Below are 26,563 nucleotides of genomic sequence, written 5' to 3'. Positions count from 1 at the left end.
GGGCCTTAACGCAGTTTAATAAGAGGTTTTCCACATGATAGACAAAAATAGCGGGCTTTTGTCGTTAATACTAGGCGGATATGAAATAACATCGTATTCGAAATACAAAAAAGCCGCTTTGAGTGACGTCAAAGCGGCTTTTTATGTTATGTCTTGATCGCATTTACTTTCTTGTCATGTGATTTCAGCTAAACGCGAACAGGCTACCTGATGCTCTTTGGACAGCACTTGCAAGAGAGGTTTTTGTTGCGCACAGCCTTCGTTTGCATGCGGGCAACGGGTACGGAAGACACAACCCGAAGGCGGGCTGATTGGAGAAGGTAAATCTCCCGTTAATAACTGTATTTTTTTACCGCGTTCTACTTTTGGGTCGGGTACTGGTACCGCTGACAGCAATGCTTTGGTGTATGGATGCTGGGGATTATCATACAGTGCTCGTTTACTGGCTAACTCGACTGCATTGCCTAAGTACATCACCAAAACGCGATCTGAAATGTGTTTTACCACACTTAAATCGTGTGCGATAAACACCAAAGACAAGCCCATTTCCGCTTGTAGCTCTTTTAGTAAATTGACCACCTGAGCTTGGATCGATACATCCAAAGCAGACACTGGCTCGTCGCATACGACTAACTTTGGTTTCAGAATCAAAGCACGTGCAATGCCAATACGTTGGCATTGTCCACCTGAGAACTCATGTGGGTAGCGGTTAATCACATTGGGTAACAAGCCAACGCGATCCATAATTTTACGAACCTCAGTTTTCACCTCGTCTTTTGAAAGTTCTGGTTTAAAGGTATTGAGCGGCTCGGCGATAATGTCGCCCACCGTCATACGAGGATCCAGAGAGGCTAATGGATCTTGAAAGATCATTTGCAGCTCTTGGCGTTTGCTGCGCATTTGTTTTTTATCAAGATCCGTTAGATCTTGGCCAAGCCACACCACATTGCCTTCCGTAATGGGTACAAGACGTAACAAAGCGCGGGCGAGTGTGGATTTACCGCAACCGGATTCCCCCACCACACCCAGCGTTTCGCCTTCATAAATGGTTAAATTGACGCCATCCACTGCTTTTAGTGCTTGGCCTTTTTCCCACGGCCACGCGTTATCGGACTTGATATTGAAGTGGACTTTTAAGTTGTTCACTTCCATTAAAATAGTATCTGAGGTGTTCATTAGGCAACCCACCCATCAAGGGATTTATGACAAGCACGTAGCTGACCCGGTGCAAATTCTTGCAAGGTTGGCATACTTTCTAAGCAGCGATCTTTGGCGAACTCACAGCGTGCGTGGAACGGGCAGCCCGGTGGTAAATGCAATAAGTTAGGTGGATTTCCTGGAATGGTTGCCAACATTTCATCATTGGCATCTAGGCGCGGAATGGCTTTTAGCAGACCTTGCGTATAAGGGTGTGTTGGGCGATAAAATACGTCTTCTGCGGTACCGTATTCCATGGTTTGCCCAGCGTACATCACCAATACTTTGTCGCATAATCCTGCGACGACACCCAGATCATGAGTGATCATGATGATGGACGTATTGAAGTCGTCTTTTAACTCGTTCAGCAAGGTCAGAATCTGAGCTTGCACCGTCACGTCTAACGCTGTGGTGGGTTCATCTGCGATCAGAAGTTTAGGTTGACACAATAACGCCATGGCGATCATCACACGCTGCCTCATGCCGCCGGAAAACTCGTGTGGGTACATGTTCATGCGCTTGCGTGCTTCTGGCATCTTCACCGCGTCGAGCATCTTGACCGACGCTTCAAACGCCTCCGCTTTGCTCATGCCTTTGTGTAGGGTCAACACTTCCATTAGCTGCTTGCCGACTTTCATATAAGGATTCAATGACGTCATTGGGTCTTGGAAGATCATCGCAATTTCTTTAGAACGAATGCGGTTCATGGCTTTTTCATTCAGGGTGAGAATGTTTTGCTCGTTAAAGCGCGCTTCTCCTTCGATAACGCCATTGCCGGCCAGCAAACCCATGAGAGCAAAGGCGGTTTGGCTTTTGCCAGAACCCGATTCGCCAACGATGCCTAACGTCTCGCCTTGCGCTAAAGTAAAATTTAGGTCATTCACTGCCGTCACAAAACCATCTGGCGTTCTGAAATTCACGCGCAAGTTAGTGACCTCTAATAAATTTTTTGTCTGTAATACGTTCATAAGGTCTCCTTAGCGGTCTTTTGGGTCAAGCGCATCGCGTAAGCCATCGCCGAGGAAGTTAAAACAAAATAAGGTGACGACTAAGAAACCGAGTGGCCAAGCCAATTGCCAGATAGCAATTTCCATATTCTGAGCACCTTCTGATATCAACGCCCCCCAGCTGGTCATAGGTTCTTGAACCCCTAAGCCTAAGAAGCTGATGAAAGATTCCAGCAAGATCATGTTTGGTACTAGCAGCGTGGCGTAAACCACCACAATCCCGAGCACATTTGGCACAATGTGACGCAAAATGATTTTCGGCGTCGACACGCCACAGGCGTAAGCGGCCTCAATGTATTCTTTGTTTTTCAAGCTTAGGGTTTGTCCACGAACGATCCGCGCCATGTCCAACCAAGAGATGGCGCCGATGGCGACAAAAATTAAAAAGATATGACGACCAAACAAGGTCATCAAAATGATCACAAAGAACATGAAAGGAAAAGAATTTAGAATCTCTAAAAAACGCATCATAACGCTGTCGACACGTCCGCCAATGTAACCAGACGTGGCACCGTAAAGCGTGCCAATAACAATGGCCACGGCGCTGCCCATGATGCCAACTAAGAGGGAGATTTGGCCGCCTTGCATAGTGCGCACAAAGATATCGCGACCTAAGGTGTCTGTTCCAAAATAGTGGCCATTTTCTATATTTGGGCGACCTAATACCGAAATATCGGAGAGCGCTTCCCAATCGATATCTTCGTAATGCCATTGGCTGAATAATGGTGCCAATAGGGCAATGGCAGCAATTAAAGAGAGCATAACTAAGCTGATTACCGCGGCGTGGTTAGAAAAAAAGCGACGACGAGCGTCTTGCCATAAACTGCGACCTTCTACGTCCACCACTTTTTCGGCGAACTGTTCGACGGCCTGAATTTTGTCTTTTGTAGTCATCATATTCACGAGGCCTTAGTAGCGAATTTTTGGGTCAATAACAGCGTATAAAACATCGACGATGGCATTGAAAATAATCGTGAGTGTGCCAACCAAAATAGTGACCCCCATGACCATGGAATAGTCGCGATTCAATGCGCCATTAATGAAATGCTGGCCAATACCGCCAGTTCCAAAATACACATCCACAATCACGGAACCTGTCACAATGCCGACAAACGCAGGCCCAAGATAAGAAATGACGGGCAACATGGCGGGACGCAATGCATGCTGGAGAATAATTCGATATTTCGGCAAGCCTTTTGCCCGCGCGGTGCGGATAAAATTGGAATGCATGGTTTCAATCATGCTGCCGCGAGTGATGCGGGCGATTTGTGCAATATAGCTGGTGGACATGGCGATCACCGGCATAACCAAATAAGGCCACGCGCCGCCATTCCAACCACCTGGTGGAAGCCAATGATTATAAATGGAGAAAAATAGGATACACAAAGGTGCTAAAACAAAATTTGGCAACACAATCCCGAGATTGGCAAAGCCCATGACACTGTAATCCAACCACGAGTTCTGGCGCAGTGCGGCGACAATACCGCAACCCACACCAATAATAAGCGCGATAAGAAAAGACCAAATACCAATTTCAGCAGAGACAGGAAAGCTCTGCGCAATCAGTTCGTTAATGGTGAAATCTTTATAGCGAAAAGACGGACCTAAATCCCCTTGCAGTAAACCGCCTAGATAGTAAAAGTACTGGTTAATCACCGGCTCATCTAAGTGATATTTTGCATTAATGTTTGCTAGCACTTCAGGTGGCAAAGTGCGCTCGCTAGAAAACGGGCTTCCTGGTGCAGAGTGCATTAAGAAAAAAGAAACCGTGATCAAAATTAACAAGGTTGGAATGGCTTCTAAAATGCGTTTTGAAATAAATGTAAACATAAAAATTACCGGATTAGACACGCTGTTCGGCGGCTAATACTAGGAACCTGTGGGAGTTCAAGAGATGCCCAGCGACGACGTGCCGCCGGGCATGGTTTTCAACATCGGCTTTTCATATTGGAAAAACTCAATTTATAAAACAAAGCGTTAGTGTTTGATAATGTACATATCACGCACGTAAACGTTGTCTTCTGGGTTAGGCATGTAGCCGCCTAAGTAGCTTTTCACTAAACGCTTTTCGGTATATTGGTAAATAGGCGCGACCGCCATGTCTTGTTCAATAGCGATTTCTTCGGCTTTGTTGTAGTTCGCCGCAGGGTGCTGCATGGTACGAGCATCGTGCAGTAGCTTGTCGTATTTCGTGTTGCTGTATTTACCGTCGTTATTACCGTGAGTAGTGGTTAGAAGATCTAGCATAGTAGAGGCTTCGTTGTAGTCACCAATCCAACCTGCACGCGCTATATCAAATTGCTGATGTTTTTTTGTTTCTAGATAAGTCTTCCACTCTTGGTTTTCCAATGTGACGCTAACGCCCAAGGTTTTTTTCCACATAGAAGCAATTGCTATGGCAATCTTTTTATGATTTTCATTGGTGTTGTAAAGCAAGCTAAAAGACAGAGGGTTGCTTGAGGTGAATCCTGCTTCTTTTAATAACTCTTTGGCTTTTTCATTACGTTCTTTCTGTGTCCATGTTGCGTATTCTGGCGTTGCGGGTGAAAAATCGTTTACCACTTCAGGCGTGAATGAATACGCAGGAAGTTCACCTGTACCGGTGACAAACTTGGTGATCACGTCACGGTCAATGGCATAAGACAAGGCTTTACGAACGCGAACGTCATTGTAGGGTGCTTTGGTGATGTTGTACTGGTAGTAGTAGGTGCCCAACTTTGGCGTTACAACAACTTCGTCTGGTATATCGCGCATCAGTTGTTTGAAGTGGTCATTTGGTATCTCATAACTCAGGTCCATTTGGCCCGCTTGGAAGCGTTTTAGCTCAGCGTTTGGAGATTCAATTGGCAAATAGGTCACTTTGTTGATGATGGTTTTGGCATCATTCCAATAGTTGGCATTGCGAGTGAATACCATTTTTTCGTTGACGATCCATTCGTCCATTTTGTACGCACCGTTAGACACCATGTGTTCTGGTTTTGTCCAATCATTGCCCCATTTCTCAACCACTTTTTTCGGTACTGGAAACATGGTTTGGTGAGAGGTCATTTTTACAAAATAAGGTACAGGGCGTTCAAGTGTCACTTGGAATGTATAAGCGTCTAGGGCTTTAACTCCCAGCGAGGATGGTTTTGCTTCACCGGCAATAATCTTAGTGGCGTTAACAATGGATGGGATTTCCATGAACCATGCGTATGGTGAAGCAAGAGCGGGGTCGACAGCGCGCGTGAAAGCGTAAACAAAGTCTTCGGCGGTGACTGGATCGCCGTTAGACCATTTCGCATCTTTACGAAGGTGGAATGTGTATTGTGTATTGTCAGCGTTTACGTCGTAGCTTGTTGCAACACCTGGGATTTGGTTGCCATCGCCATCTTGATTATACAAACCTTCGAAAAGGTCTTTTGAGCGAATAGAACCCGGCGTGCCTTCCATTTTTTGCGGATCGAGTGTTGCGGGTTCTGCACCACCACCACGAACGAGTTCTTGTTTCGCGGCTAACTCTACACCGGCTGGTACGTCGGCAGCTTGGGCTTGCAGAGCAATAAATGACGTGGCTATGATGGCACTGGCGAGCAATGTTTTTTTCATTTTGATAATGTCCCTTTTTAGTTGTTTTGGGTGTGCACTTTTTTATATCTAAAAGCTCTATCTGCACAGATTTTTATCCGTCTTACATTTTCATAGTTCCCCAATTCACTAAAGGTCACAATCGAAATTGCGTATCAGGTTATGCGTCTGATAAAGGTAAGATTCATAAGCGTATGATAAAAAATGACTTCTTATGTCTATAAGGCTTGAAAATACGATTGATTCGGATGATTGACTCCTTTAATTGGAAAGGCGTTGTGGAGCCGTGAAAGTCCTCATGATATTCTTTGTTTCTTAATATAAATTAGAAAAAAGGTAATACGACATCGTGATAACACACCCATTTAAAGCCGCCGGGGCTTTTTTAAGAGCGTTCCCTTTGGTCTTATCGAAAGAGTTAAGGTTGTTTATATTGGCGCCTCTGTTGGCCAATTTTATATTAGTGGGTCTGTTGTACATGGTCGCCTTTAGCTATTTTCAAACGCTAATGGATTCTGCAATGGGGTACTTACCTGAATGGATTTCTTTTTTGAATTGGCTGTTTTATCTAATTTTCGCCGCTATTATTAGTGTGCTTTTGTTTTATAGCTTTTCTGTAGGTGTTAATATTTTAGCCGCGCCTTTTATGGCATTTTTAGCGGAAAAAGTGGAAGAAAAAGAAACCGGAAAAGTCTTTGATGAAAGCCTAAACACCAGTGTTATCATGGCCATTATTGGGCGTAGTTTGCAAAGAGAATGTCAAAAAATACTGTATTTTTTACCCCGTTTTATTTTATTGCTTTTGCTGTCTTTTATTCCGCTTGTTAATGTTATTGCGCCTGTGTTGTTATTATTGTTTTCAGCTTGGATGTTGTCGCTTCAATATATGGATTATGCCTTTGATAATAATAAGGTTAAATTTCATGATATGAGAATGGCATTACGCTCTAAGCCTTTGTTATGTTGGACGTTTGGCGCAATAGTAATGGTTGGTCTGACGATTCCGTTCTTCAATTTATTTGTTATGCCGATTGCTGTTGTGGCAGCCACGTTGTTGTGGATTTCGGTTTTCCGGTCAGAGCATGGTGATTTTTCCGCTTTGTTAGATCGCACTGATGGTACTTTTTAATGTCGTTAAAAATTTTGGTAGTAGATGATGCCTCTTTTACACGTGACTTGATTCGACGAACTTTGCGTAAGCAGTTTCCGGCGGTTGAAATCGAAGAAGCGGTGAACGGTCGTAAAGCTCAGCAAATGCTGACGAAAGTACAGTTTGATATGGTGTTGTGTGACTGGGAAATGCCTGAAGTAACGGGCGTTGAATTGCTTAAGTGGTGCCGAGAGCAGCCAAAATATAAAAAAGAAGACGTTCCTTTTGTGATGATTACCAGCCGAGGTGATAAAAGCCACGTGGTGGAAGCGGTTCAGTCTGGTGTGACGGATTATCTAGGTAAGCCATTTTCGAGCGAGCAACTGATCAATAAAGTAGTATCTGCTGCGAAGAAGCATAAAATCGATGGCAAGTTATCGTCACAAAAACCTCGCGAATCCATTGCGCCTGGCGGCGTTAGCTCTGCGTCATTGGATGTATTGATGGGGGCTGGAAAATCCACGCCAGTGCAAGCGACGAAGTTTACTAATCCTGATGCCCCCGCCGTCGTTGTTAAGGATGTCAAAATCCCTACCTTGGTACGATTTGAGGCCAAGCAGTTTCGTTGCATGATTGTCCAGTTTAGCAAGACCGAAGCGACCATGTTCATTAAAAGCGATGATGTGGTACCACAGGTGCTGGGGCAAGCGGTATTAGACTTAGAGTTTGGCGGTAAGATAAATAGACTTAACTACTACATACAATCGGTTGCCACGACAGAGAAAAAACACGACTCCACGTTTTTGACTGTGATACTGAGTTTGATCGATCAAGACAGTGAGAAAGAAACGTTTATAAAGCAGTTATTCGACAGTTTATAATCCCACCCCCCCCTTCCCTTAATAAGGGGAAGGAACAAGTCTGTACGCTACCCATCCCTTTGAAAAGTGAAGAAACAAGTCTGTACAGTACATTGCTCCTCCCCCTGATAAGGGGGAGGCTGGGAGGGGGTTATGTTTTATTCTTGTACATTTGAAGGTGTTTCACTGTGGGATGTGATGGCTGGAATGTTGTCTGTGCGTGTTCTACTCGCGGGAAAATGACAGGAAAAAGTGCTTCCTTGGCCAGGCTCACTGCGTATTTGCAGTTTGGCATCATGGTGTAATAAAACATGCTTCACGATTGCCAACCCAAGACCCGTACCACCTGTTTTTGATCCTCGTCCCTTATCAACTCTGAAAAAGCGCTCTGTTAAGCGTGGAATGTATCTTGGGTCGATACCCAGTCCAGAATCTTTGACTGAAAAAACGCCGTTGAATTCGCTCGATTCCCACTTAATCGTGATGTCGCCGCCATCCGGTGAATATTTAATAGCATTGACGATAAGGTTCGAGAAGACACTGTATAGCTCTTTATAGGAGCCGTACAGACGGGCTTCCTCAGGAATATTGACTATCAGCGTATGTTTGTCATTCAAGATGGCTTCTGTGGCGTTGGTAACGGACTGTACGAAGTCTGAGACCCTGTGCCACTGGTTTTCCTCGCGCTTGTCGTCACTTTCTAAACGAGACAACAGCAAGAGATCCTCAATGAGTTGCTCCATCCGCTCAGATTGCTCAGACATATTCACAATGCCTTTTTGCATGCTTTTCGGCAGACTGTCCTTAAACATGTCGAGTGTTTCTAAATAGCCTTTTATGACGGTGAGCGGCGTTTTTAATTCATGGGAAGCGTTGGCAACAAAGTCTTTGCGCATTTGCTCCAGCAAATGTAGGCGGGTCACGTCACGCACAAAAATCAGGTGATCGTTCTTATCGTACAAGGTGGTTTGAATTTCCAAATAGACGCCGTCTTTCGCAGGAGATTTGATAATCAAGGGTTCGCCAAATCGCTTTTGGCTGAAATAACGGAAAAATTCAGGACTACGGACAATATTAGTGATCACTTGGCCGCGATCAACAGGACGCATCAGGCCAAGAAAATGCGCTGCAGAGTTATTCCACCACTCTAAATTACCTTGGTTGTCGGCCATGATAACGCCTTCTTTTAAGGCGGTCGTGGAGCTTTCTATTCGCGTTAGTGCTTGGCGCATCCGACGCTTGGACTTACGTTGTTTCTTATGCAGACGATAGACGGCATCAAAGACTTCGCCCCAAATGCCGCTGGCTTCTGGTGGCGCTGCGCGACCAGAATGGCGTAACCAATAATGAAATTGATACAGTTGATACAGCTGCCAGTATAAAGATCCCAAAACATACAGCAGTAAAACACCTAACAATTGCCCAATAATAAGGCCTATTACAACGCAAGCCGTTAGGCCTGCTAACCAAGTAATAATGGTGTTTCGCCAAATCGTTTTCATAGGGGCCTTTTTGCTGAGAAGCGGTAGCCAGTACCTCGTACCGTTTGTATCAGGGAATCGTGGGTGCTACCAATGGCTTTGCGTAAGCGACGTATATGTACATCAACCGTACGCTCTTCAACGTAGACATTTCCACCCCATACTTGATCCAACAGCTGAGCTCTTGAATAAGCACGTTCTTGGTGGGTCATCAAAAATTTTAACAAGCGATACTCTGTTGGTCCCATTTCTAATGGGCGAGTACCAATAGTGACTCGCTGGCTGATCGGATCAAGGACCAAGCCTTCTATTTCGATAGGCTCGTCAACGCCTTGAGGTGTCGCTCGTCGTAATACTGCTTTGAGTCGCGCAACCAGCTCACGTGGAGAGAAAGGTTTGGTGATGTAGTCATCAGCACCCACTTCGAGACCTTGGATTTTATTGTCTTCTTCGCTTTTTGCGGTCAGCATTATGACCGGAATTTCGGCGGTTGTGCTGTCTTTTTTGAGTCGGCGAGTCAGTTCAATACCGCTACCACCAGGCATCATCCAATCGACCAGAATAAGATCTGGTCGATGATCGACAATGATTTCATGGGCTTGCTGAATGTTTTCAGCTTCTAAATATTCGTAGCCCGCCATTTCGAGTGCTATAGCGATCATTTCGCGTATAGACGACTCGTCATCAATAATTAATACTTTTTTACCGGTCACAGGATTTATCCTCATCTCAGGAACGGTTTCATTAAAGCGGCCTAATGTGACAGTTTGGTTAAAATGTCACAACTTTGCCATATATTACAAAAAATAGTTTGCTGCTAGGCCGATAAAAACACAGTAACCAACGCGGTTATTGTCTAAAAAAGATCGAAAACAGGCTTGTCGATCGCGATTTTTTGCTTGTTTAAACTGCAAATAAAAGAGTCCTACACAAACGAACAAGGACACAAAATAGGGCCAACTCAGTCCTGCGAGTAAGCCAATCCATGTCAATAATGACAGGGTTAACCCTTGCAAACAAAGAATGACGAATAAGTCGTATTCTGCAAATAATATAGCAGTAGATTTCACACCAATTTTGAGGTCATCTGGACGATCTGTTATTGCATAATACGTATCGTATGCAATAGTCCAAAAGCAGTTTGCTACGAACAACATCCATAATTCTGGATCGGCTAAATCACCGCCTTGCGCACTGTATGCCATAGGGATAGCCCAAGAAAAAGCCAATCCAAGAAAAAGCTGTGGCAGATGGGTGTATCGTTTCATAAAAGGGTACAGAGCTGCCAGCCCTAAGCCGACGAACGACAGCAAGATGGTCTGTAGATCGGTAAACAGTACCAAGATAAAACTCAGTACACAGAGTGCGGAAAAGAGTAAAAGGGCTTCTTTTTCTGACACTCGACCAGATGGTAAAGGCCGATTTTTTGTGCGATCAACGCTTCCATCGATTTTTCTATCGGCGTAATCATTGATCACACAACCCGCTGAACGCATGCTAAAAACGCCCAATATAAAAATGATGAGCAAATGCCATTCAGGCATGCCATCAGCGGCAAGCAATAATGCCCACAACGTCGGCCACATTAATAAAAATGAACCAATAGGGCGGTTAAATCTCGTTAATTCTGCGTAATCTTTTAGTTTACTCATAAAAATCCAAACAGCGGTTTTAGGTGGTTAATATCATCGAAGAATGCTTCGTTCACTAATATGCCGGGTCCAAACTGATGAAATACAGAGCGTCTTGCCCATAAGGCACTTTGTTGATTGGGAAACATACTTCTTGGCAATTGCGTTATTTCAATGGCGCTTCGAGTCAGTGCACGATGTTGAAACAAATAACCGCCTAAGGGCTTGTCTTTTAGGTGCTTTACTTGACGCCAATGGCCTCGTAGGGATTTGGCTGGGATAATCGAGCGAGCATATATGACGGCCTTACCATCCACCTTGAGTAGTACGGTGCGAATTCGAGCCGCTTCCCTTGGGCGCAACTTGAGACATTTTCGCTCTCGAGCTGTTGGTGCCCCCCAAGCGTCTTCGATGACGTGAACCGTTAATGTGCCGAGGCTTTGTAGTTTTGCTGTCAAAGAGTCGTGAGTGACCAGCCAAGGCCAGAGCGTTTTAGGTACTTTTACTTTATTGATTCGATGAACAGGCGCCCATCGATAGTCAAATTGCTGGGCGGCTGAGGGGTTCATTAATGTCATAAGAGGTTAAGCATTCATTTTATTAATCAAAGCGACCATTTTATACAGCTCTGGAGATTTTTGATAAACCGCATCACGACACGCTTCGGCCTCTTCTAGTGTCAGGCCTATTTCCTGCAGAACGGATGGCTCAATGATCCCTTCATTGCGTAGCTGGAATGAGACATACAGCAGTTTTGCTAAAATGGCATGTTCGCCGTAATAATGTGGTTTTTTACTGTATCGGATGGCGGTCCAAATATTGTCTGGCAAGCTCCAGTAACGCAATAACCAGGAACCTAATTGTTCTTTGGTAAAGTGCAGTATCTGCATTTCAATCAGCTCAGAAGACAGATGCGCGTTCGCTTCTTGATACCGAGAAAGGATAGAAAAATGTGGCGGTAAAATAGTGCTTATGGCCAAGTAGCCAAAGTTATGCAGCAAGCCAGCAAGATAGGCATGACCGATTTTTGGGCGGCCTTGATTTGGCATGGCTTTGACCAAGGATTCCACGAGCACGGCATTAGAGACAGAGTCGAGCCAAAAGTCTTCATAGTGACGTGGACCATCTTCGGGCGCTTGAAATGCATTTCCCATCGAAAGTCCAAGCGCTAGGTTCATTACCATATCAAAGCCTAGGACTCGAATAATAGCGTCTTCTACTGATTCTATGGCGCCTGGAGCACCATAGTAGGGTGATGACGCCCAGCTGACGACTTGTGCCGCTAGGCTTGGGTCAAGAGCGATAACGTCACACAGTTCATCGGTTCCCGCCTTTGTGTCAGATGACAGGCGAATAATTCTATGTGAAGACGCCGGTAAAGGAGGGATCTCTAGAGTCTCTTCTAAGCGCTGTTTAAGCCTAATAGACTGGAAGCGTCCGAGTGCTTGGAGAATCTGCTCCTCATCGTCTTCATGATTGTCTACGGGTTGTTTTATTAGTTGCGTACTAATGGAGATGTTTTCGAAGCGGTTTAGTGGACCAGAAAACATACTTTCTAATTCTGCCGATGTCGTATCGCGATAGAACCCATTCACTTTTGTTCGAATTGACACAGAAGTTTCTTTGAGAATATTGGCTTCTAATATAGTCGTTATACTGTTGGGTTTGATGAGAGGGTCGCCCGAACTGTGATAGTTGGTAACGGGCTCAAAACGCCGCTTAGTTATTCGTGATACCGCAGCAATATCGAGCATATTGCTATCAGGAAAAATAACCTGCAATCGACCTGTGTGATCAGCTAAATGCACAACCCGTAATTTCTTGTTTGGCTGAAGGTCTCGAGACGATTCCATTAAATTCCTTGTAAACAATGGTTAAGCTGCATAAATAAAAAAGCCCCTAACAGGGGCTTTTGTCAATATAACAGATTTTAAAACCAAGTAACTGTTTAGTGATTTAGAATTTGGCTTAAAAACATTTGTGTACGGTCATGTTGCGGGTTATCAAAGAATTGATGTGGCTCATTTGCCTCAACAATTTCCCCTGCGTCCATGAAGACAACACGGTCGGCAACGGTTTTCGCAAAGCCCATTTCATGTGTTACACATATCATGGTCATGCCTTCCTCCGCTAACTGAACCATAACATCCAGTACTTCCTTGATCATTTCTGGATCAAGTGCTGATGTAGGTTCATCAAACAACATGATGCGAGGCTGCATACAAAGACCGCGAGCGATCGCCACACGTTGCTGTTGACCACCAGATAACTGACCAGGGTATTTCAATGCTTGGTTGGCGATTTTGACGCGTTCCAAGTAATGCATTGCCATTTCTTCAGCTTCTTTTTTAGGTGTTTTACGAACCCAAATTGGTGCTAGCGTTAGGTTTTCCAGAATCGACAAGTGTGGAAATAGGTTAAAATGCTGAAAAACCATACCCACATCCTTACGGATTGCTTCAATGTTTTTCAGATTGTTGTTCATTTCAACACCATCAACCAGAATCGAACCTTTTTGGTGTTCTTCTAGACGGTTGACGCAACGTATCATTGTCGACTTACCAGAACCAGAAGGACCACAAACAACGATGCGTTCGCCTTTTTTGATGCTGAAGTTAATGTTCTTTAGTACGTGAAAATCACCGTACCATTTATTAACATCATTAAACTCGATGATTGCTTCTTCGCCCTGCTCAAGTTGGGCACGAGCCATATTTGTATCTGTCATTATAAAGACCTCAAATTCTTAACTAATTTCGCTTGTGCCCAGTTTCTAACTTGCGCTCGATTCTCATACTGTAACGTGACATACCAAAGCAGGCCGCCCAGAAAACAAACCCAGCGAAGGCATAACCTTCAATTGTTGTTCCTAACCAGCTTGAATCATGTGTAGCGGCTTGGACCCTACCTAGTAAATCAAACATACCCACAATGTAAACGAGGGTTGTGTCTTTAAACAAACCAATGAAGGTGTTTACGATACCAGGTATAACCAATTTCAATGCTTGTGGCAAAATCACCAAAATCATGGATTGCCAGTAGTTTAATCCCATTGAGTCGGCAGCTTCGTATTGACCTTTTGGAATGGCTTGTAAACCACCACGAATTACCTCTGCCATGTAAGCAGAAGAGAATAAGGTAATACCGATCAGAACACGTAATAGCTTGTTGAAGTTCATACCTTCAGGCAGGAATAATGGAATCATTACTGACGCCATAAACAAGATAGTGATCAAAGGAACAGCACGAACAGTTTCAATGAAGACGATACAAATAGACTTCGCTATCGGCATGTTTGATTGACGACCAAGCGCCAACAAAACACCTAAAGGAAACGAAGCTACAATACCCACTACGCCGATGAGTGTGGTTAAGAACAAGCCACCCCATAAAGAGGTTTCAACGACTTCTAGTCCGAATACACCGCCAGCAAATAGGAAATAAGCAATAACTGGGTAAATAATTAAAATCCCAATGGAGAGGAATAGTTTATTAACCGTTTTTACAGCGAAAGTACCAATCAAAACCACCAATAGAATCAAGGCTAAGTTAATACGCCACGTTTCTTCTGATGGATATAGACCATACATAAACTGTTCAAAGTACACACCGATGAAAGCCCAGCATGCTCCTCCACCCGTACAGTCTGCTTTAGATGCACCTTCAAATGTTGCAGTAAGAATGCCCCATTCTATTACCGGTGGAACAAGCAAATACAAAACATAAAAGCTGAACAAGGTTAAAAATATATTGAGAGGGGACGACAATAAGTTTTGACGAACCCATGCCACAGCACCAACAGAATTCACTGGTGGTGGAAGGCTTGGTGATGGTTTAAATTCAATAGCCATGATCTTCCTCCTAGCGCTCTGTTAACGACATTTTTTTGTTGTACCAGTTCATAAATAGAGAAATAGTCAAACTCAATGTACCGTAAACCAGCATACAAAGACCGATACTTTCTACCGCTTGACCTGTTTGATTCAGTGTCGTGCCCATTACTACAGCGACTAACTCAGGGTACGCAATAGCGGCACCAAGTGATGAGTTCTTCGCTAAGTTTAGGAATTGGCTAGTAAGTGGTGGAATAATAACTCGTAACGCTTGAGGTAAAACAATCAAACGTTGAGTCAAGCTGTCTCTTAGCCCTAAAGAGCGAGCGGCTTCAGTTTGCCCCCAATTTACAGACAAAATACCGGCACGAACGATTTCTGCAATAAAAGCACCAGTATAAGTAGACAGTGCTACAAGCACAGCAACAAACTCTGGCGGAAGAACCATCCCGCCGGTGACGTTAAAGCGGCTTTTTTGTGGAAGATCAAACTCGATAGGGAAGCCTGATACAGCCAACGCTAAAAAGGTAATAACAACGATTGTACCTAGAGAAGCCCAATAAGCAGGAAACCAAAGGCCTGTTTTTGTCTGACGTTTCTTCGCCCAAACGACTAAAGCAATAGATGCAATAATCGACAGTACAAACCCTGCCACTACAAAACCAAAACCGTCTTGAGCTATTGGATTTGGAGAATAGATTCCGCGTTTATTTAAGAAAAAATCCGCAAATACTATACTGTTTTTAGGTGTGGGCAAGGCTGCAAGAACAGCGAAATACCAGAAAAACATTTGTAACAATAAGGGGATATTACGCAACGTTTCAACGTATACCGTTGCTAAGCGCGCTACCAACCAATTATTAGAAAGACGGGCTAAGCCCATTACAACACCAATAATGGTCGCTAATACGATCCCCATTAAGGAAATAACAACCGTATTAATTAGGGCTACAAAAAACGCTCGCCCGTAGGTGTCAGCCTCAGTGTATTCAATTAGGTGAATGAGAACGGGAAATCCAGCTGGTTGGTTTAAAAATGCAAAACCAGTGGAAATACCTTGGTCAGCTCGGTTTGCTTGTAAGTTACTAAATAAGTAATAACCTACGAAGACAACCACTGCTAGAAGCACAATTTGAAAGATTAGGGCACGAGTGCCAGCATCATGCAAAATGCTTTTATTACTTGAAGTTGTTTTATCGCTCATCTTAGTTCAGGCAATTGAAATGCTCGTCAGATGTGTAAGGAAGGGGGGAGAAACCCAGCGACTCTAGTGTTTTAGAGTCGCTGGGTAAATACCCGAAGCAGGTAGCTTTTAGGTATTAACGTACTGGTGGCGCGTACATAACACCACCGTCAGTCCATAATTTGTTAATACCACGTGGAAGACCTACTGGTGTAGATGGTCCAACGTTACGTTCAAACACTTCGCCGTAGTTACCTACTTCAGCGATGACGTTGTAAGCCCAGTCAGCAGATAGGCCTAGTTGAGCACCCATATCGCCTTCAGCACCTAATAAACGCTTGATACCTGGATCATTTGATTCTTTCTTGATTTTAGCAACATTCTTAGAAGTAATGTTCATTTCTTCAGCATTAACCTGAACGAACATTGCCCAAGTCACAATATCTTTCCACTGGTTGTCGCCATGACGCACAACAGGACCTAGAGGTTCTTTAGAAATAGTTTCTTCAAGAATAATGTGAGCTGCTGGATCGGCTAACTTAGAACGGTGAGCCGCTAGACCTGATTTATCCGTAGTGAAAACGTCACAACGACCTGAAGCGTACGCTGCCAAAGCTTCATCTGCTTTTTGAACAACAACAGGAACGTAAGACATTTTATGTTTACGGAAGAAGTCAGCCATATTCAATTCTGTCGTTGTACCCTGTTCTGTACAAACCGTTGCACCATCAAGATCTAGTGCAGATGTAACCCCAAGCGCTTTACGAGCCATGAAGCCTTGACCGTCATAGAAGTTAACCGCAGTGAAATCTAGACCTAGAGATGCGTCACGAGTATAAGTCCACGTCGTGTTACGAGTTAGTACGTCGATTTCTCCTGACTGTAGTGCAGTGAAACGCTCTTTCGCTGAAAGAGGGGTGAATTTTGCTTTTTGAGCATCACCGAAGATTGCAGCAGCGGTTGCGCGACAAGCGTCAACATCAATACCAGACCAATTACCGTTTGAATCGGCGTTTGAGAATCCTGGTACGCCTAGGCTTACGCCACATTGAACAAAACCTTTTGCTTTTACATCTTCAAGAGTAGATGCGGCTGCACCAGCGCTGATAGTTACGGCGATGGCTGCAGTAGACAGTAGTTTACCAACATTCGATTTCATTATATTGAGCCTCCCAGGCGTTTTTATATATGTTGTTATCTTGCTGAACTTTAGATACCAGATCCTAAGATCTGCTTGTTAAGCAAAGCAAAGTTAGTGCCAACATTTAATTATTCTTGTTGTTTGGAATATGTAGATGATTCCTCTACAAAGGTCATCACATTCCCCTATAGAATTACTCTTTGGAGGCGTAGTCAAGGATAAAATATCAGCAAGGAGGTGTTCCATACTCATTTTTTGCACTTTCAGTAGATTAAAGCGTGAATTTTTATATTTTTGTGAAGAGATACGATTTTTTCAAAGTCGCGGGGAACAAGGGCTGTAGCCTATTCTGAATAAGAGTTGTGCACAGTAGTGGGGCGATTATGACCGTGGCGTGTTCTATTTTGTTCGAAAATATTTTTTCGCAACATTTTGGTGCTTTTTTGTAACCTGTTCAAATACCCGTATTAAATATATTGAATAAAGCACTTTCCATACTTCGTAACCTGCATGGTAGACTTAAACATCAATTGAAGTCATGTAAGGAGATCCACATCAGATGGATAACTCATCAAAACCGCTCGATCGCCTAGATAAAAAAATTCTACGTGAACTGCAGATTAATGGTCGCTTATCGAATGTTGAATTGGCGAGTCGAGTAGGATTAAGTGCCACTCCTTGTTTAGAGCGGGTGCGTCGTTTAGAGCGTAATGGTTATATTACAGGCTACTGTGCTTTAGTAAATCCAAAGAAAGTGGACGCGGGATTACTTGTTTTTGTCGAGATTCGTCTTAAGACAACGTCACCTGAAGGTTTTAATGAATTTAAAACGGCCGTTTCAGAAATTCCAGAAATTTTAGAGTGTCATCTCATTGCTGGGGATTTCGAATACCTTCTAAAAGCACGTGTCTCCAATATGGATACGTATCGTTTGCTATTAGGAGAAACTTTATTAACTCTGCCGCATGTTCGAGAGTCTCGGACCTATGTCGCAATGGAAGAAGTAAAAAACACCACGGTCGTTAATATTCCTTAAGTAATTAACGAATGGCTGCTGATTCGAAATAACGTATTTATTAGCTTGTTAACTCGGCGATTATTTTGTTTAACATGGCGGGCCCCATTCCTTTGACATTGAGTACGGCCTTTTCTGAACGAAAAGGGCGCTCTGCTACCAATTTATCGAGTAATTTTTTCGGCACACCTTTCACCTTTAAAATCTTTTCCACTTTTGATTTATTGATGGCGCGATAACCATTGACGTAACCAATGACGTTTTTTTTTACAACTTTCTGCGTTGTAGGTACTTTTGGGGATGGCGTCACGCTTTCTTTTACTTTCTCATCAACATTTATTGTCGGTTCAAAATTAGCCGGAATGGCTTGTACCTGATAAAGCGTGTCGAAATAGGCAGAATTGCACAGCGTGTATTCTGCTCCGTCCCATTCGCTGAGTTGCAGTGCTAGCTGCCAAGTACCGGTAGTTGGCAGTTGAAAAAATAGGTCATAGTGACAATCGGTAAGAAAGTGTTGTCCTTTTATTTCACCAATGGTGGTGGACGCTAATACGAGCTGTTCTGAACGCTTGTCGACGTCCTGAAGAAAGGCGCACAGTTGAAGGCGTAAAGTGCCACTTAGATTGTCTTCGGTTCTCTCATTACCAATACGCTGAATAGAAATAATGACACGATCATTTTCGATCCTATAGCCACAGTTTTGCAGGGTTAGGCTCGTACCTTGAGGTGCGTGATTTAAAATAGTCATGTCAGTTCCTTCTAGCGAATCAATTAAGTAAGAGAAAATATAGATTCTTTTAAGCTAAGTGAATTCTTGATCAAATTTCGCTCATCTGCAAGTAAATACAATGTCTCATTAGATGAATATGTCATCACTGAGGTGTTTAGACGTTTAAGTATTGATCGTGGTTAGGTAACCATCGAGAAAGCAGCGGTGAAATACGGTCTGGATAACGGTTATGCAGAAGTGCAGCGGCTTTTTGAACGTCATCAAGTAAGTTTTTATCGCGTTGTAAATCCGCTACTTTAAATTCCCAAAGGCCTGTTTGCCTTGTGCCAAGTAATTCACCTGGCCCACGTAACTCAAGGTCTTTTTCTGCTATTTTGAAACCATCGCTGGTTTCTCTCATGGTAGAAAGACGTTCTTTACCTTGTTGTCCTAAAGGCGCTTTATAAAGCAGCACACAGTGACTTGCCGCCCGCCCTCGGCCAACACGACCACGCAGCTGATGAAGCTGTGCAAGCCCAAGTCTCTCAGGGTTTTCAATTACCATTAAACTGGAATTTGGCACATCCACACCCACTTCGATCACGGTTGTGGCCACTAAAAGCTGAATGTCACCGGCCTTAAATTTTGCCATGATGTCGGCTTTTTCTTGTGACTTGAGTCGACCATGCACCAATCCAATGGTTAAATTGCCAAGCTGTTCTTGTAATAAAATAGCGGTGTCTTCTGCGGCTTGGCATTGCAGCGCTTCAGACTCTTCAATCAGTGTACAAACCCAATACGCTTGCTTGCCTTCTTCGCAGCCACTCTTCACCCGATCAATGACTTCTTGCCGGCGATGATCCGATACGACAATGGTATTGACGGGGGTTCGACCTGGTGGCAGTTCATCAATGATTGAGCAATCTAAATCGGCATAAGCGGACATGGCCAAAGTACGAGGAATGGGTGTCGCCGTCATGATCAATTGGTGTGGCTGAAAACCGTGCTTCATGCCTTTTTCACGTAAAGCCATACGCTGGTGAACCCCGAAGCGGTGCTGCTCATCGATGATGGCCAGTGCTAAGCGATCAAAATCGACCGAGTCTTGAAACAAGGCATGAGTTCCAACCACAATTTGAGCCGCGCCAGAAGCAATATCAGCGCGCTCTTTTTCTCGAATCTTGCCTTTAAGCTTACCCGTCATCCATGCGACTTTAAGACCAAGAGGCTCAAACCACTGAGTGAAATTAATGTAGTGTTGCTCGGCAAGAATTTCCGTTGGCGCCATAATGGCGACTTGATAGCCAGCCTGTACCACAGAGGCAGCAGCTAGTGCAGCAACGAGTGTTTTGCCTGAGCCTACGTCACCTTGCACTAAGCGCAGCATAGGGTGGCCAGTCTTTAGGTCGTTAAGAATTTCTTGAAAGACACGCTGCTGGGCGTTGGTTGGCGAAAAAGGCAACTGCTGCAAGAATCGATGACTTAATTCACCGGCGCTCTGTACTTGGATCGCCACATCTTGCTTTGCCTTCACTCGCTTGCTGATAAGGGACAGCTGATGTGCCATGAGCTCTTCAAACGAGAGACGATATTGTGCGGGATGACTTCCTGATCTTAGCAGTTCTAAATCGGCGTCTCGTGATGGATGATGTAGAAATTGAATGGCATCACAAAGCGGCGGTAAGCTGAACTGCTCACGTATTTCGTCAGGCAGCCACTCTTGTAGGTTATAAGGCGTTAAGCGTTCTAACGCTTGCTCACAAAGTTGACGGATCTTAGTTTGCGTCAGCCCTTCGGTAAGCGGATAAATTGGCGTAAGCTGCGCCGACTCTTCTTGTGTTTCCTCGTCACCAATGACCTTGTACTCAGGGTGATATATTTCAAACCCTGAACTGCCTCGGCGAATCTCACCAAAACAACGCACGCGCTTACCGGGCTCTAATTGTTTTTTTTGTGCGGCAGAGAAATGGAAAAACCGCAAACATAATGTGCCGGTATGATCTTTGATTCGACACAGGAGGCTCCGGCGTTTGCCCATCTTTATTTCGCTGCCCGTGACTTGCCCTTCAATGACGGCTTCGTCGCCAAAGTGAAGTTGGCCTATTGGCACAACTCGCGTTCTGTCTTGATAGCGAATAGGCAAATGAAACAGTAAGTCTTGTACTGTGTTCAAATGGAGCTTAGCCAGCTTTTCAGCCATCGCATCTCCAACGCCTTTTAGGTCACGAACATCTTGAGTATCTAATCCGTCGATCATACTGGTCTCTATAGATTTAGATGCTTACACGCGTCACGAATTGATTGGCTAACGGCTTCAATGGCTTTAGGTCGAGGAAAACTGACTCGCCAAGCTAACGCCACAGTGCGTTTTGGTGCAGGTGCCGTAAAGGGACGTACTTCCAGAAGATCGTGATTGATATTCGTCACCGCTGATTTTGGTAACACCGTTACGCCTAAACCAGAAGCCACCATGTAGCGAATGGTTTCTAATGAGCTGCCATTAACGATGGTGCGACCATCACCAAACGCACTCTCTGTAACCAAAGGGCAAGCCTCCAATACTTGTTCACTAAAGCAGTGACCTTTGCCTAGTAATAAAAGATTGTCGGTAGAAAGTTGGTCCGTTTTTATACTTTCAAGCTTGGTCCATGGGTGATTTTTTGGCATCAGCACCACAAACTCTTCTTCGTAAATTGGTTGCGTCACCACATCGGTTTCCCGAAAAGGCAGCGCCACAATAATAGCGTCTAGTTCGCCGTTACGGAGTTTAGGACGTAAGTTTTCTGTGAGATCTTCTTCAATAATCAATGGCATCCCAGGGGCCATCTTATTTAAAGATGGAATCATAAAGGGAAACAAATACGGTGCAATAGTGAAAATAGCCCCGACTTTGAGGGGGCCTTTTAATTGATTCTTACCGGAATTTGCTAGCTCTTTTATCACGCTTGCTTGATCTAAAACACGCTTGGCTTGCGTAATAATTTGCTCACCCAGTGGTGTGATATAAACAGAACTTTTACTGCGTTCAAAAATCGCGGTGCCGAGTTCTTCTTCTAGCTTTTTAACCGCGACACTTAATGTTGGCTGTGACACATAGCAGCGATCTGCAGCACGGCCAAAATGTTTTTCATCTGCCAGCATTACAATGTATTTCAATTCCGTTAATGTCATATCGCACCATTTACCTAGGCTGATTCATTGTTAATAACTATGATAATACATAATTTGATAAAGTATACTCGTTCCTTTTTGATTGCTGAGGATTTCTTTTTTTAGGCCGCTTTATCAAGGCTCGAAGATCACGTTAGTTCATCGTAAGAATTTGGAGAAGATAAATGGCAAAGATACTGATCGCGGGTTGTGGTGATTTAGGCTCAGGTTTGGCAACGAACTTAGTGGCACAAGGCCATACGATTACTGGCATACGTCGGACGAAACATGACTTTCCTGATGGTGTGAAGGGAATAACCGGTGATCTTGTGACTATGAGTGATGAGGCGCTGCCAGACGCGGATCTCATTTTTTTGATCATGACGCCCAAGGGTCGGCACGAAGCGGCTTATCGCGCTGCTTACTTTGATACGGCGCAGGTATTGATTCGTCGATACAAAAACATGCCCAAGCCGCCTAAGGTCTTTTTCGTTTCCAGCACCAGTGTGTACGGACAAAGCCAAGGTGAATGGATAGATGAAACCACACCAGCACAACCTGAGTCGGCAACCGCTAATATTTTACTTGAAACGGAGCAGGCTCTGGCTGCCGTTTTACCCAGCGTGGCGGTACGTTGTTCTGGCATTTATGGTGCCGGACGCTTTAGATTGTTAGAAAAAGTACTGAGTGGTGAAAATTGGCAAGCGAACAGCTGGACCAATCGAGTGCATCGAGACGACGTTGTATCGGCTCTCGTGTTACTGGCAAACGTGGCACTGGCGAACGCGGCACTGATGGATAAACCATTGCCTCAACAGGTGATTGTGACCGACCAGACACCGGTTTCCATGTGGGAAGTCAAACTTTGGTTAGCCACCTGCCTTGGCGCAAAAATAGCGGTGAGCGACAGCGGTCAATTTACACCAACGTCAGGAAAACGCATTCAAGGCCAATATCTGCTTTCGCAAGGCTGGACGCTGCGTTATCCAAGTTATGTCGTGGGCTATCAGGCTTTATTAGCTGAATTTAAGCCATAAACTCGCTTCTTTCTCTTTTCTAAGCACTACATGTTTTAAGCGCAAGATGCACAGCATAAAAAAAGAGGCCGCGGCCTCTTTTTTTATTTTTGACTCAAATTATGGAGTTGAAGAGATTAGTCTTCCAACACCATGATACCTTCGATTTCTACTTGAACGCCTTTTGGCAATGCGCGAACGCCCATCGCGGCACGAGCAGGGTAAGGCTGTTTAACGAATTGAGTCATGACTTCGTTAACTGTGGCGAAGTTACCCAAGTCAGTCATGAAGATGTTGAATTTCACAACATTTTCTAAAGAGCCACCACCGGCTTCGCAGACTGCTTGTAGGTTTTTAAAGACCTGCGTCGTTTGCTCAACGATGTCTTCACTGATGACTTCCATCGTTTCAGGAACCAAAGGAATTTGGCCGGATAAGTAAACCGTATTGCCAGCGCGAACGGCTTGTGAATATGGGCCAATAGCAGCTGGTGCGTTTTCTGTATGAATTACTTGTTTTGACATAATGAGCATCCTTTTTCGAGAAAGTGGTAAATAAAAGGGTGAATTAAGGCAGGTTAGCGCCCTACAATGGTTTCGCGCGATACTTTTTCCACACAGCGAACCGCTTTTATGCGACGCATGACATCGGCCAAACCAATGCGACTGGAAATGGTGATACTTAATCGTAAGCGACTGACTCGACCTCGTTCAATAATATCAAGATTCGATACTTGGAAATCGGTGTCACTGATCGAGCTGGCAATTTTTGCCACGGCGCCGCGCTCGTTGATGTAAGTGACGATGAGGCTAATGTGTAGCTCTTCTTCAATGTCTTTACCCCATGCCATATGAATAAATCGCTCAGGATTGGACAGATGATCTTGAACGTTAGGGCAATTAAGGTGATGAATGACGATGCCTTTATCCACCTGAACATAGCCAACAATCGGGTCGCCAGGTATGGGAGCACAGCATTTGGCATAGGAAATCAGCATGCCTTCAGAGCCATTGACCTTGAAGGACTTGGGTGTCACTAAGGTATCTTCATCAATGTTTGGAAACAGTTCTCTGGCCACTAGGTAACCAACATAGCGACCTTTGCCTATCGACTCTAATAGATCGTCCATTGCAGCGAGTTGGTGGTTTTCTAATACTTGTGTAATTTGTGCAGTGGTCAACTCATCAATGTTGGTTTTAAACGCGTTTAAAGAGCGTGTTAACAGACGATGACCTATAGAAATGGCATTTTCGCGTTGTTTGTCTTTTAAATAATGGCGGATATTAGTGCGTGCTTTACCCGTAATGGCAAAACTCAACCAAGCAACGTTCGGTTGAGCATTCTTCGCAGTAATGATCTCGACGGTCTGACCGCTTTCTAATTGCGTACTTAACGGTGCAAGTCGGCGGTTAATGCGACAAGAAATACAGGTATTGCCAATTTCCGTGTGAACACCGTAGGCAAAATCAACAGGCGTTGCACCAGAAGGCAGCTCGATGATTTGGCCGTTTGGTGTGAATACATACACTTCATCAGGAAATAAATCACTTTTCACGTTATCAACAAATTCAATAGGGTTACGTGCTTTTTGTTGAATTTCTAATAAGCTTTTCACCCATTTTGTGGCGCGATCATGGTTGCTTGGTGTGTTGGAAGAACCACCAATTTTATAAGCCCAGTGAGCTGCAATGCCATTGTTGGCAACCAAGTCCATTTCTTCTGTGCGTATTTGGACTTCCATTGGGATGCCGTTGGAGCCTAATACCGTAGTATGAAGTGATTGGTAACCGTTGGATTTTGGTACGGCGATGTAATCTTTGAAGCGACCTTCAATGGGTTTGAAGAGGGCGTGAATAACCCCGAGGATTCGATAACAGCTGTCGTGACGGTCGGTGACAATACGTACGCCCATGACGTCCATAATTTCATCTAAAGAACGACGCTTCTTGTCCATCTTCTGATAAATACTATAAATGTGTTTTTCTCGAACACTGATACTGGCTTCGATATAGTCGGCGGCCAGTTCAGATCGAATCGTGTCTTCCAGTTTTTGGGTGTCTTTAATGCGTTGCTGGCCATATTTTTTATGGATAGCCCGTTGTAGCATTCGAGCGCGCATTGGGTAATAAGCTTGAAAAGCGAGAGATTCTAAATCAACCCGAACCTTGTACATGCCCAGACGATTTGCGATGGGAGCATAAATATCTAAGGTTTCGCGGGCAATACGGCGCTTTTTATGGGCTGGCATGGCATCTAATGTGCGCATGTTGTGCAATCGATCTGCCAACTTTACCAAGATGACGCGAATGTCATCGGCCATGGCCATGGCCATTTTTTGGAAATTGTGGGCTTGCTTTTCGACTTGGCTATTGAATTCAAGATGCGTCAGCTTACTGACGCCATCAACAAGACTTGCGACGCCTTCCCCAAATTGTTCGGTAAGTGCCTCACGGCTGATGCCAGTGTCTTCGATTACGTCGTGCAGAAGTGCCGCCGTCAATCCATCACAATCCATCCGAAGTTCAGACAGAATTTCAGCGACAGCGAGAGGATGGGTGACATAGGGCTCGCCACTTTTACGCCGCTGCCCATCGTGGGCTTGTTCGGCATAATAATAGGCGCGTTTTACCTTAGCGACTTGATCGTAAGGTAAATATTGACTCAAGGTCAGTGCTAAATCTTCAACGGTATACATCGCTCACCTCACAAAGGTAAAAAGGAAGTGCGACAGTTGTGCTATGAGCGACACCATTGAGATTAAAACTCGTGAATTGGGCGTTTTTGCAGATCAACATTGCCTGCGTTGATCAAGTTCGCTGCTATTTCACGTAGTGCAATAACGGTTACTTTGTCCCCTTCAGCAGGCACTTTCGCTTCTTCACCACCAGTTGCTAGTTGGCGTGCGCGTTTTGATGACACCATCACTAATTCGAAGCGGTTATCAACGTTTTCTAAACAATCTTCTACGGTAACTCGAGCCATTTTGACCTCTGTGTTCGGTTATCTATTTATCCAAGGGTAATTCTACTTAACGGCTTCTCATAATGACAAGAGATCATTTATAAGATTGCCACTTTTTTCTTGCATAACGGGTGTTTTTGCTCTCATTGCCATAAATATGGCCGCCATTTGAGAAAGTGCCGCATCAAAATCATCATTTACGATGACAAAGTCGTATTCGTGGTAGTGAGACATTTCATTTACGGCTTTCGCCATGCGGCGCTGAATGACATCGTCGGTGTCGGTTGCTCGACTTCTTAGTCGTTCTTCTAAGGCTGGTAATGACGGCGGTAAGATGAATATTCCGATGGCCTCAGGGTAAAATTGACGGATTTGGCGTGCGCCTTGCCAGTCTATTTCTAAAATGACATCTAAGCCTTGTTCTAACATGCCAAAAATAGATTCTTTCGACGTGCCGTAATAATTATCAAAGACCTGAGCGTGCTCGAAAAAGGCGTCTTCCGCAATCATATCTAGGAAGGATTCATCGTCGATAAAATAGTATTCTCGACCATGCTCTTCGCCGGTTCTTGGCGCACGCGTTGTATGAGAAATCGAAATGCGCACCTTATCGTCTTGGTTCAGTAGCGCCTTGTACAAGGTCGATTTACCTGCTCCAGAAGGAGCTGATAAGATGAATAAATTGCCTTTATGTTTGTCCATGAGGTTCTTTTAATCCGCCT

At 44.3% G+C, this 26,563-nt stretch carries 25 protein-coding genes; 4 read left to right on the top strand and 21 right to left on the bottom strand.

What is annotated here, in order from left to right:
- Nucleotides 1–174: 174 nt before the first annotated feature.
- The 5 genes from oppF to MP3633_RS18585 form a co-directional block, all read right to left on the bottom strand.
- Nucleotides 175–1,176, bottom strand: a complete 1,002-nt coding sequence (gene oppF / locus MP3633_RS18605; RefSeq protein ID WP_176336626.1) for a murein tripeptide/oligopeptide ABC transporter ATP binding protein OppF — start codon at nt 1,174–1,176, stop codon at nt 175–177.
- Nucleotides 1,176–2,165 carry an oligopeptide ABC transporter ATP-binding protein OppD gene (oppD, locus tag MP3633_RS18600; RefSeq protein ID WP_176336625.1) on the bottom strand — a complete coding sequence of 330 codons (990 nt, stop codon included), beginning with the start codon at nt 2,163–2,165 and terminating at the stop codon, nt 1,176–1,178. Before oppD ends, oppF begins: the two co-directional genes overlap by 1 nt.
- Nucleotides 2,166–2,174: 9 nt before the next feature.
- Nucleotides 2,175–3,101, bottom strand: coding sequence for an oligopeptide ABC transporter permease OppC (gene oppC / locus MP3633_RS18595; RefSeq protein ID WP_112135992.1), 927 nt, complete (start codon nt 3,099–3,101; stop codon nt 2,175–2,177).
- A gap of 12 nt (nt 3,102–3,113) precedes the next feature.
- Nucleotides 3,114–4,034, bottom strand: a complete 921-nt coding sequence (oppB, locus tag MP3633_RS18590) for an oligopeptide ABC transporter permease OppB (protein WP_112135990.1) — start codon at nt 4,032–4,034, stop codon at nt 3,114–3,116.
- Between the two features lie 147 nt (nt 4,035–4,181).
- Nucleotides 4,182–5,792: a peptide ABC transporter substrate-binding protein gene (locus MP3633_RS18585; protein ID WP_176336624.1), complete on the bottom strand. Its 1,611-nt coding sequence runs from the start codon at nt 5,790–5,792 to the stop codon at nt 4,182–4,184.
- Nucleotides 5,793–6,120: 328 nt separating this feature from the next.
- On the opposite strand from MP3633_RS18585, the gene cysZ reads away from it, so the two are divergent.
- The gene (gene cysZ / locus MP3633_RS18580) at nt 6,121–6,900 is read left to right on the top strand and encodes a sulfate transporter CysZ (protein WP_112135987.1); all 780 of its coding nucleotides are present in this window, start codon (nt 6,121–6,123) and stop codon (nt 6,898–6,900) included.
- A complete protein-coding gene (locus MP3633_RS18575) occupies nt 6,900–7,742 on the top strand; it encodes a response regulator (RefSeq protein ID WP_176336623.1) in 843 nt (280 codons plus the stop codon). Before cysZ ends, MP3633_RS18575 begins: the two co-directional genes overlap by 1 nt.
- Before the next feature lie 137 nt (nt 7,743–7,879).
- On the opposite strand, the gene phoR is transcribed toward MP3633_RS18575, so the two are convergent.
- The 9 genes from phoR to MP3633_RS18530 all read right to left on the bottom strand — a co-directional run bounded on the left by phoR (nt 7,880) and on the right by MP3633_RS18530 (nt 17,008).
- Nucleotides 7,880–9,223 (bottom strand): phosphate regulon sensor histidine kinase PhoR, encoded by a 1,344-nt coding sequence (gene phoR, locus MP3633_RS18570; protein ID WP_176336622.1) that lies wholly within the window; start codon nt 9,221–9,223, stop codon nt 7,880–7,882.
- The gene (gene phoB, locus MP3633_RS18565; protein WP_112135983.1) at nt 9,220–9,915 is read right to left on the bottom strand and encodes a phosphate regulon transcriptional regulator PhoB; all 696 of its coding nucleotides are present in this window, start codon (nt 9,913–9,915) and stop codon (nt 9,220–9,222) included. The genes phoR and phoB overlap by 4 nt, the downstream gene beginning before the upstream one ends.
- Before the next feature lie 84 nt (nt 9,916–9,999).
- The gene (ubiA, locus tag MP3633_RS18560; RefSeq protein WP_176336621.1) at nt 10,000–10,854 is read right to left on the bottom strand and encodes a 4-hydroxybenzoate octaprenyltransferase; all 855 of its coding nucleotides are present in this window, start codon (nt 10,852–10,854) and stop codon (nt 10,000–10,002) included.
- Complete coding sequence (locus MP3633_RS18555; protein ID WP_244959743.1) at nt 10,851–11,402, bottom strand: chorismate--pyruvate lyase family protein; 552 nt, start codon at nt 11,400–11,402, stop codon at nt 10,851–10,853. Before MP3633_RS18555 ends, ubiA begins: the two co-directional genes overlap by 4 nt.
- A gap of 15 nt (nt 11,403–11,417) precedes the next feature.
- Nucleotides 11,418–12,686, bottom strand: a complete 1,269-nt coding sequence (locus tag MP3633_RS18550) for an HDOD domain-containing protein (RefSeq protein ID WP_176336620.1) — start codon at nt 12,684–12,686, stop codon at nt 11,418–11,420.
- A gap of 95 nt (nt 12,687–12,781) precedes the next feature.
- Nucleotides 12,782–13,561 carry an amino acid ABC transporter ATP-binding protein gene (locus tag MP3633_RS18545; protein ID WP_112135976.1) on the bottom strand — a complete coding sequence of 260 codons (780 nt, stop codon included), beginning with the start codon at nt 13,559–13,561 and terminating at the stop codon, nt 12,782–12,784.
- Between the two features lie 22 nt (nt 13,562–13,583).
- Nucleotides 13,584–14,684: an amino acid ABC transporter permease gene (locus tag MP3633_RS18540; protein WP_112135974.1), complete on the bottom strand. Its 1,101-nt coding sequence runs from the start codon at nt 14,682–14,684 to the stop codon at nt 13,584–13,586.
- Nucleotides 14,685–14,694: 10 nt separating this feature from the next.
- Nucleotides 14,695–15,870 carry an amino acid ABC transporter permease gene (locus tag MP3633_RS18535; RefSeq protein WP_112135972.1) on the bottom strand — a complete coding sequence of 392 codons (1,176 nt, stop codon included), beginning with the start codon at nt 15,868–15,870 and terminating at the stop codon, nt 14,695–14,697.
- A 115-nt stretch (nt 15,871–15,985) separates the two neighbouring features.
- Nucleotides 15,986–17,008 (bottom strand): amino acid ABC transporter substrate-binding protein, encoded by a 1,023-nt coding sequence (locus MP3633_RS18530; protein WP_176336619.1) that lies wholly within the window; start codon nt 17,006–17,008, stop codon nt 15,986–15,988.
- Between the two features lie 541 nt (nt 17,009–17,549).
- Between MP3633_RS18530 and lrp the strand changes: the two genes are divergently transcribed.
- Complete coding sequence (gene lrp / locus MP3633_RS18525; protein ID WP_112135968.1) at nt 17,550–18,026, top strand: leucine-responsive transcriptional regulator Lrp; 477 nt, start codon at nt 17,550–17,552, stop codon at nt 18,024–18,026.
- 40 nt (nt 18,027–18,066) lie between these two features.
- Here the strand turns inward: lrp and MP3633_RS18520 are convergent, their stop codons facing one another.
- The 3 genes from MP3633_RS18520 to MP3633_RS18510 form a co-directional block, all read right to left on the bottom strand.
- Nucleotides 18,067–18,753, bottom strand: coding sequence for a ComEA family DNA-binding protein (locus MP3633_RS18520; protein ID WP_176336618.1), 687 nt, complete (start codon nt 18,751–18,753; stop codon nt 18,067–18,069).
- A gap of 136 nt (nt 18,754–18,889) precedes the next feature.
- Nucleotides 18,890–20,971 (bottom strand): ATP-dependent DNA helicase RecG, encoded by a 2,082-nt coding sequence (gene recG / locus MP3633_RS18515; protein ID WP_176336617.1) that lies wholly within the window; start codon nt 20,969–20,971, stop codon nt 18,890–18,892.
- A gap of 8 nt (nt 20,972–20,979) precedes the next feature.
- The gene (locus tag MP3633_RS18510; RefSeq protein ID WP_176336616.1) at nt 20,980–21,885 is read right to left on the bottom strand and encodes a hydrogen peroxide-inducible genes activator; all 906 of its coding nucleotides are present in this window, start codon (nt 21,883–21,885) and stop codon (nt 20,980–20,982) included.
- Between the two features lie 164 nt (nt 21,886–22,049).
- Between MP3633_RS18510 and MP3633_RS18505 the strand changes: the two genes are divergently transcribed.
- Nucleotides 22,050–22,901, top strand: a complete 852-nt coding sequence (locus MP3633_RS18505; protein ID WP_176336615.1) for an NAD-dependent epimerase/dehydratase family protein — start codon at nt 22,050–22,052, stop codon at nt 22,899–22,901.
- Nucleotides 22,902–23,017: 116 nt separating this feature from the next.
- Here MP3633_RS18505 and MP3633_RS18500 read toward each other — a convergent pair whose 3' ends face one another.
- From MP3633_RS18500 to gmk, 4 genes are all read right to left on the bottom strand, one after another.
- Nucleotides 23,018–23,404, bottom strand: a complete 387-nt coding sequence (locus tag MP3633_RS18500) for a RidA family protein (protein ID WP_176336614.1) — start codon at nt 23,402–23,404, stop codon at nt 23,018–23,020.
- A 53-nt stretch (nt 23,405–23,457) separates the two neighbouring features.
- Nucleotides 23,458–25,575 (bottom strand): RelA/SpoT family protein, encoded by a 2,118-nt coding sequence (locus MP3633_RS18495; RefSeq protein ID WP_176336613.1) that lies wholly within the window; start codon nt 25,573–25,575, stop codon nt 23,458–23,460.
- 62 nt (nt 25,576–25,637) lie between these two features.
- Nucleotides 25,638–25,862: a DNA-directed RNA polymerase subunit omega gene (gene rpoZ / locus MP3633_RS18490; RefSeq protein ID WP_112135958.1), complete on the bottom strand. Its 225-nt coding sequence runs from the start codon at nt 25,860–25,862 to the stop codon at nt 25,638–25,640.
- Between the two features lie 57 nt (nt 25,863–25,919).
- Entirely contained in the window at nt 25,920–26,543 is a 624-nt protein-coding gene (gmk, locus tag MP3633_RS18485) for a guanylate kinase (RefSeq protein ID WP_112135956.1), read from the bottom strand.
- Nucleotides 26,544–26,563 lie beyond the last annotated feature (20 nt).

This window comes from Marinomonas primoryensis (assembly GCF_013372285.1).
Taxonomy (GTDB): domain Bacteria; phylum Pseudomonadota; class Gammaproteobacteria; order Pseudomonadales; family Marinomonadaceae; genus Marinomonas; species Marinomonas primoryensis.
Note: the sequence above shows the minus strand (reverse complement) of the source record. Positions and strands in the feature narration are given on the sequence as shown.

What these genes read in the sequence shown, in the direction of transcription:
- MP3633_RS18500 (WP_176336614.1), bottom strand. Translation starts at nt 23,404, where the DNA reads ATGTCAAAACAAGTAATTCATACAGAAAACGCACCAGCTGCTATTGGC.
- lrp (WP_112135968.1), top strand. Translation starts at nt 17,550, where the DNA reads ATGGATAACTCATCAAAACCGCTCGATCGCCTAGATAAAAAAATTCTA.
- MP3633_RS18505 (WP_176336615.1), top strand. Translation starts at nt 22,050, where the DNA reads ATGGCAAAGATACTGATCGCGGGTTGTGGTGATTTAGGCTCAGGTTTG.
- MP3633_RS18510 (WP_176336616.1), bottom strand. Translation starts at nt 21,885, where the DNA reads ATGACATTAACGGAATTGAAATACATTGTAATGCTGGCAGATGAAAAA.
- MP3633_RS18575 (WP_176336623.1), top strand. Translation starts at nt 6,900, where the DNA reads ATGTCGTTAAAAATTTTGGTAGTAGATGATGCCTCTTTTACACGTGAC.
- MP3633_RS18540 (WP_112135974.1), bottom strand. Translation starts at nt 14,684, where the DNA reads ATGGCTATTGAATTTAAACCATCACCAAGCCTTCCACCACCAGTGAAT.
- MP3633_RS18550 (WP_176336620.1), bottom strand. Translation starts at nt 12,686, where the DNA reads ATGGAATCGTCTCGAGACCTTCAGCCAAACAAGAAATTACGGGTTGTG.
- MP3633_RS18585 (WP_176336624.1), bottom strand. Translation starts at nt 5,792, where the DNA reads ATGAAAAAAACATTGCTCGCCAGTGCCATCATAGCCACGTCATTTATT.
- oppC (WP_112135992.1), bottom strand. Translation starts at nt 3,101, where the DNA reads ATGATGACTACAAAAGACAAAATTCAGGCCGTCGAACAGTTCGCCGAA.
- ubiA (WP_176336621.1), bottom strand. Translation starts at nt 10,854, where the DNA reads ATGAGTAAACTAAAAGATTACGCAGAATTAACGAGATTTAACCGCCCT.
- oppD (WP_176336625.1), bottom strand. Translation starts at nt 2,165, where the DNA reads ATGAACGTATTACAGACAAAAAATTTATTAGAGGTCACTAACTTGCGC.
- gmk (WP_112135956.1), bottom strand. Translation starts at nt 26,543, where the DNA reads ATGGACAAACATAAAGGCAATTTATTCATCTTATCAGCTCCTTCTGGA.
- MP3633_RS18535 (WP_112135972.1), bottom strand. Translation starts at nt 15,870, where the DNA reads ATGAGCGATAAAACAACTTCAAGTAATAAAAGCATTTTGCATGATGCT.
- oppF (WP_176336626.1), bottom strand. Translation starts at nt 1,176, where the DNA reads ATGAACACCTCAGATACTATTTTAATGGAAGTGAACAACTTAAAAGTC.
- phoR (WP_176336622.1), bottom strand. Translation starts at nt 9,223, where the DNA reads ATGAAAACGATTTGGCGAAACACCATTATTACTTGGTTAGCAGGCCTA.
- rpoZ (WP_112135958.1), bottom strand. Translation starts at nt 25,862, where the DNA reads ATGGCTCGAGTTACCGTAGAAGATTGTTTAGAAAACGTTGATAACCGC.
- MP3633_RS18555 (WP_244959743.1), bottom strand. Translation starts at nt 11,402, where the DNA reads ATGAACCCCTCAGCCGCCCAGCAATTTGACTATCGATGGGCGCCTGTT.
- oppB (WP_112135990.1), bottom strand. Translation starts at nt 4,034, where the DNA reads ATGTTTACATTTATTTCAAAACGCATTTTAGAAGCCATTCCAACCTTG.
- MP3633_RS18545 (WP_112135976.1), bottom strand. Translation starts at nt 13,561, where the DNA reads ATGACAGATACAAATATGGCTCGTGCCCAACTTGAGCAGGGCGAAGAA.
- MP3633_RS18530 (WP_176336619.1), bottom strand. Translation starts at nt 17,008, where the DNA reads ATGAAATCGAATGTTGGTAAACTACTGTCTACTGCAGCCATCGCCGTA.
- MP3633_RS18495 (WP_176336613.1), bottom strand. Translation starts at nt 25,575, where the DNA reads ATGTATACCGTTGAAGATTTAGCACTGACCTTGAGTCAATATTTACCT.
- recG (WP_176336617.1), bottom strand. Translation starts at nt 20,971, where the DNA reads ATGATCGACGGATTAGATACTCAAGATGTTCGTGACCTAAAAGGCGTT.
- MP3633_RS18520 (WP_176336618.1), bottom strand. Translation starts at nt 18,753, where the DNA reads ATGACTATTTTAAATCACGCACCTCAAGGTACGAGCCTAACCCTGCAA.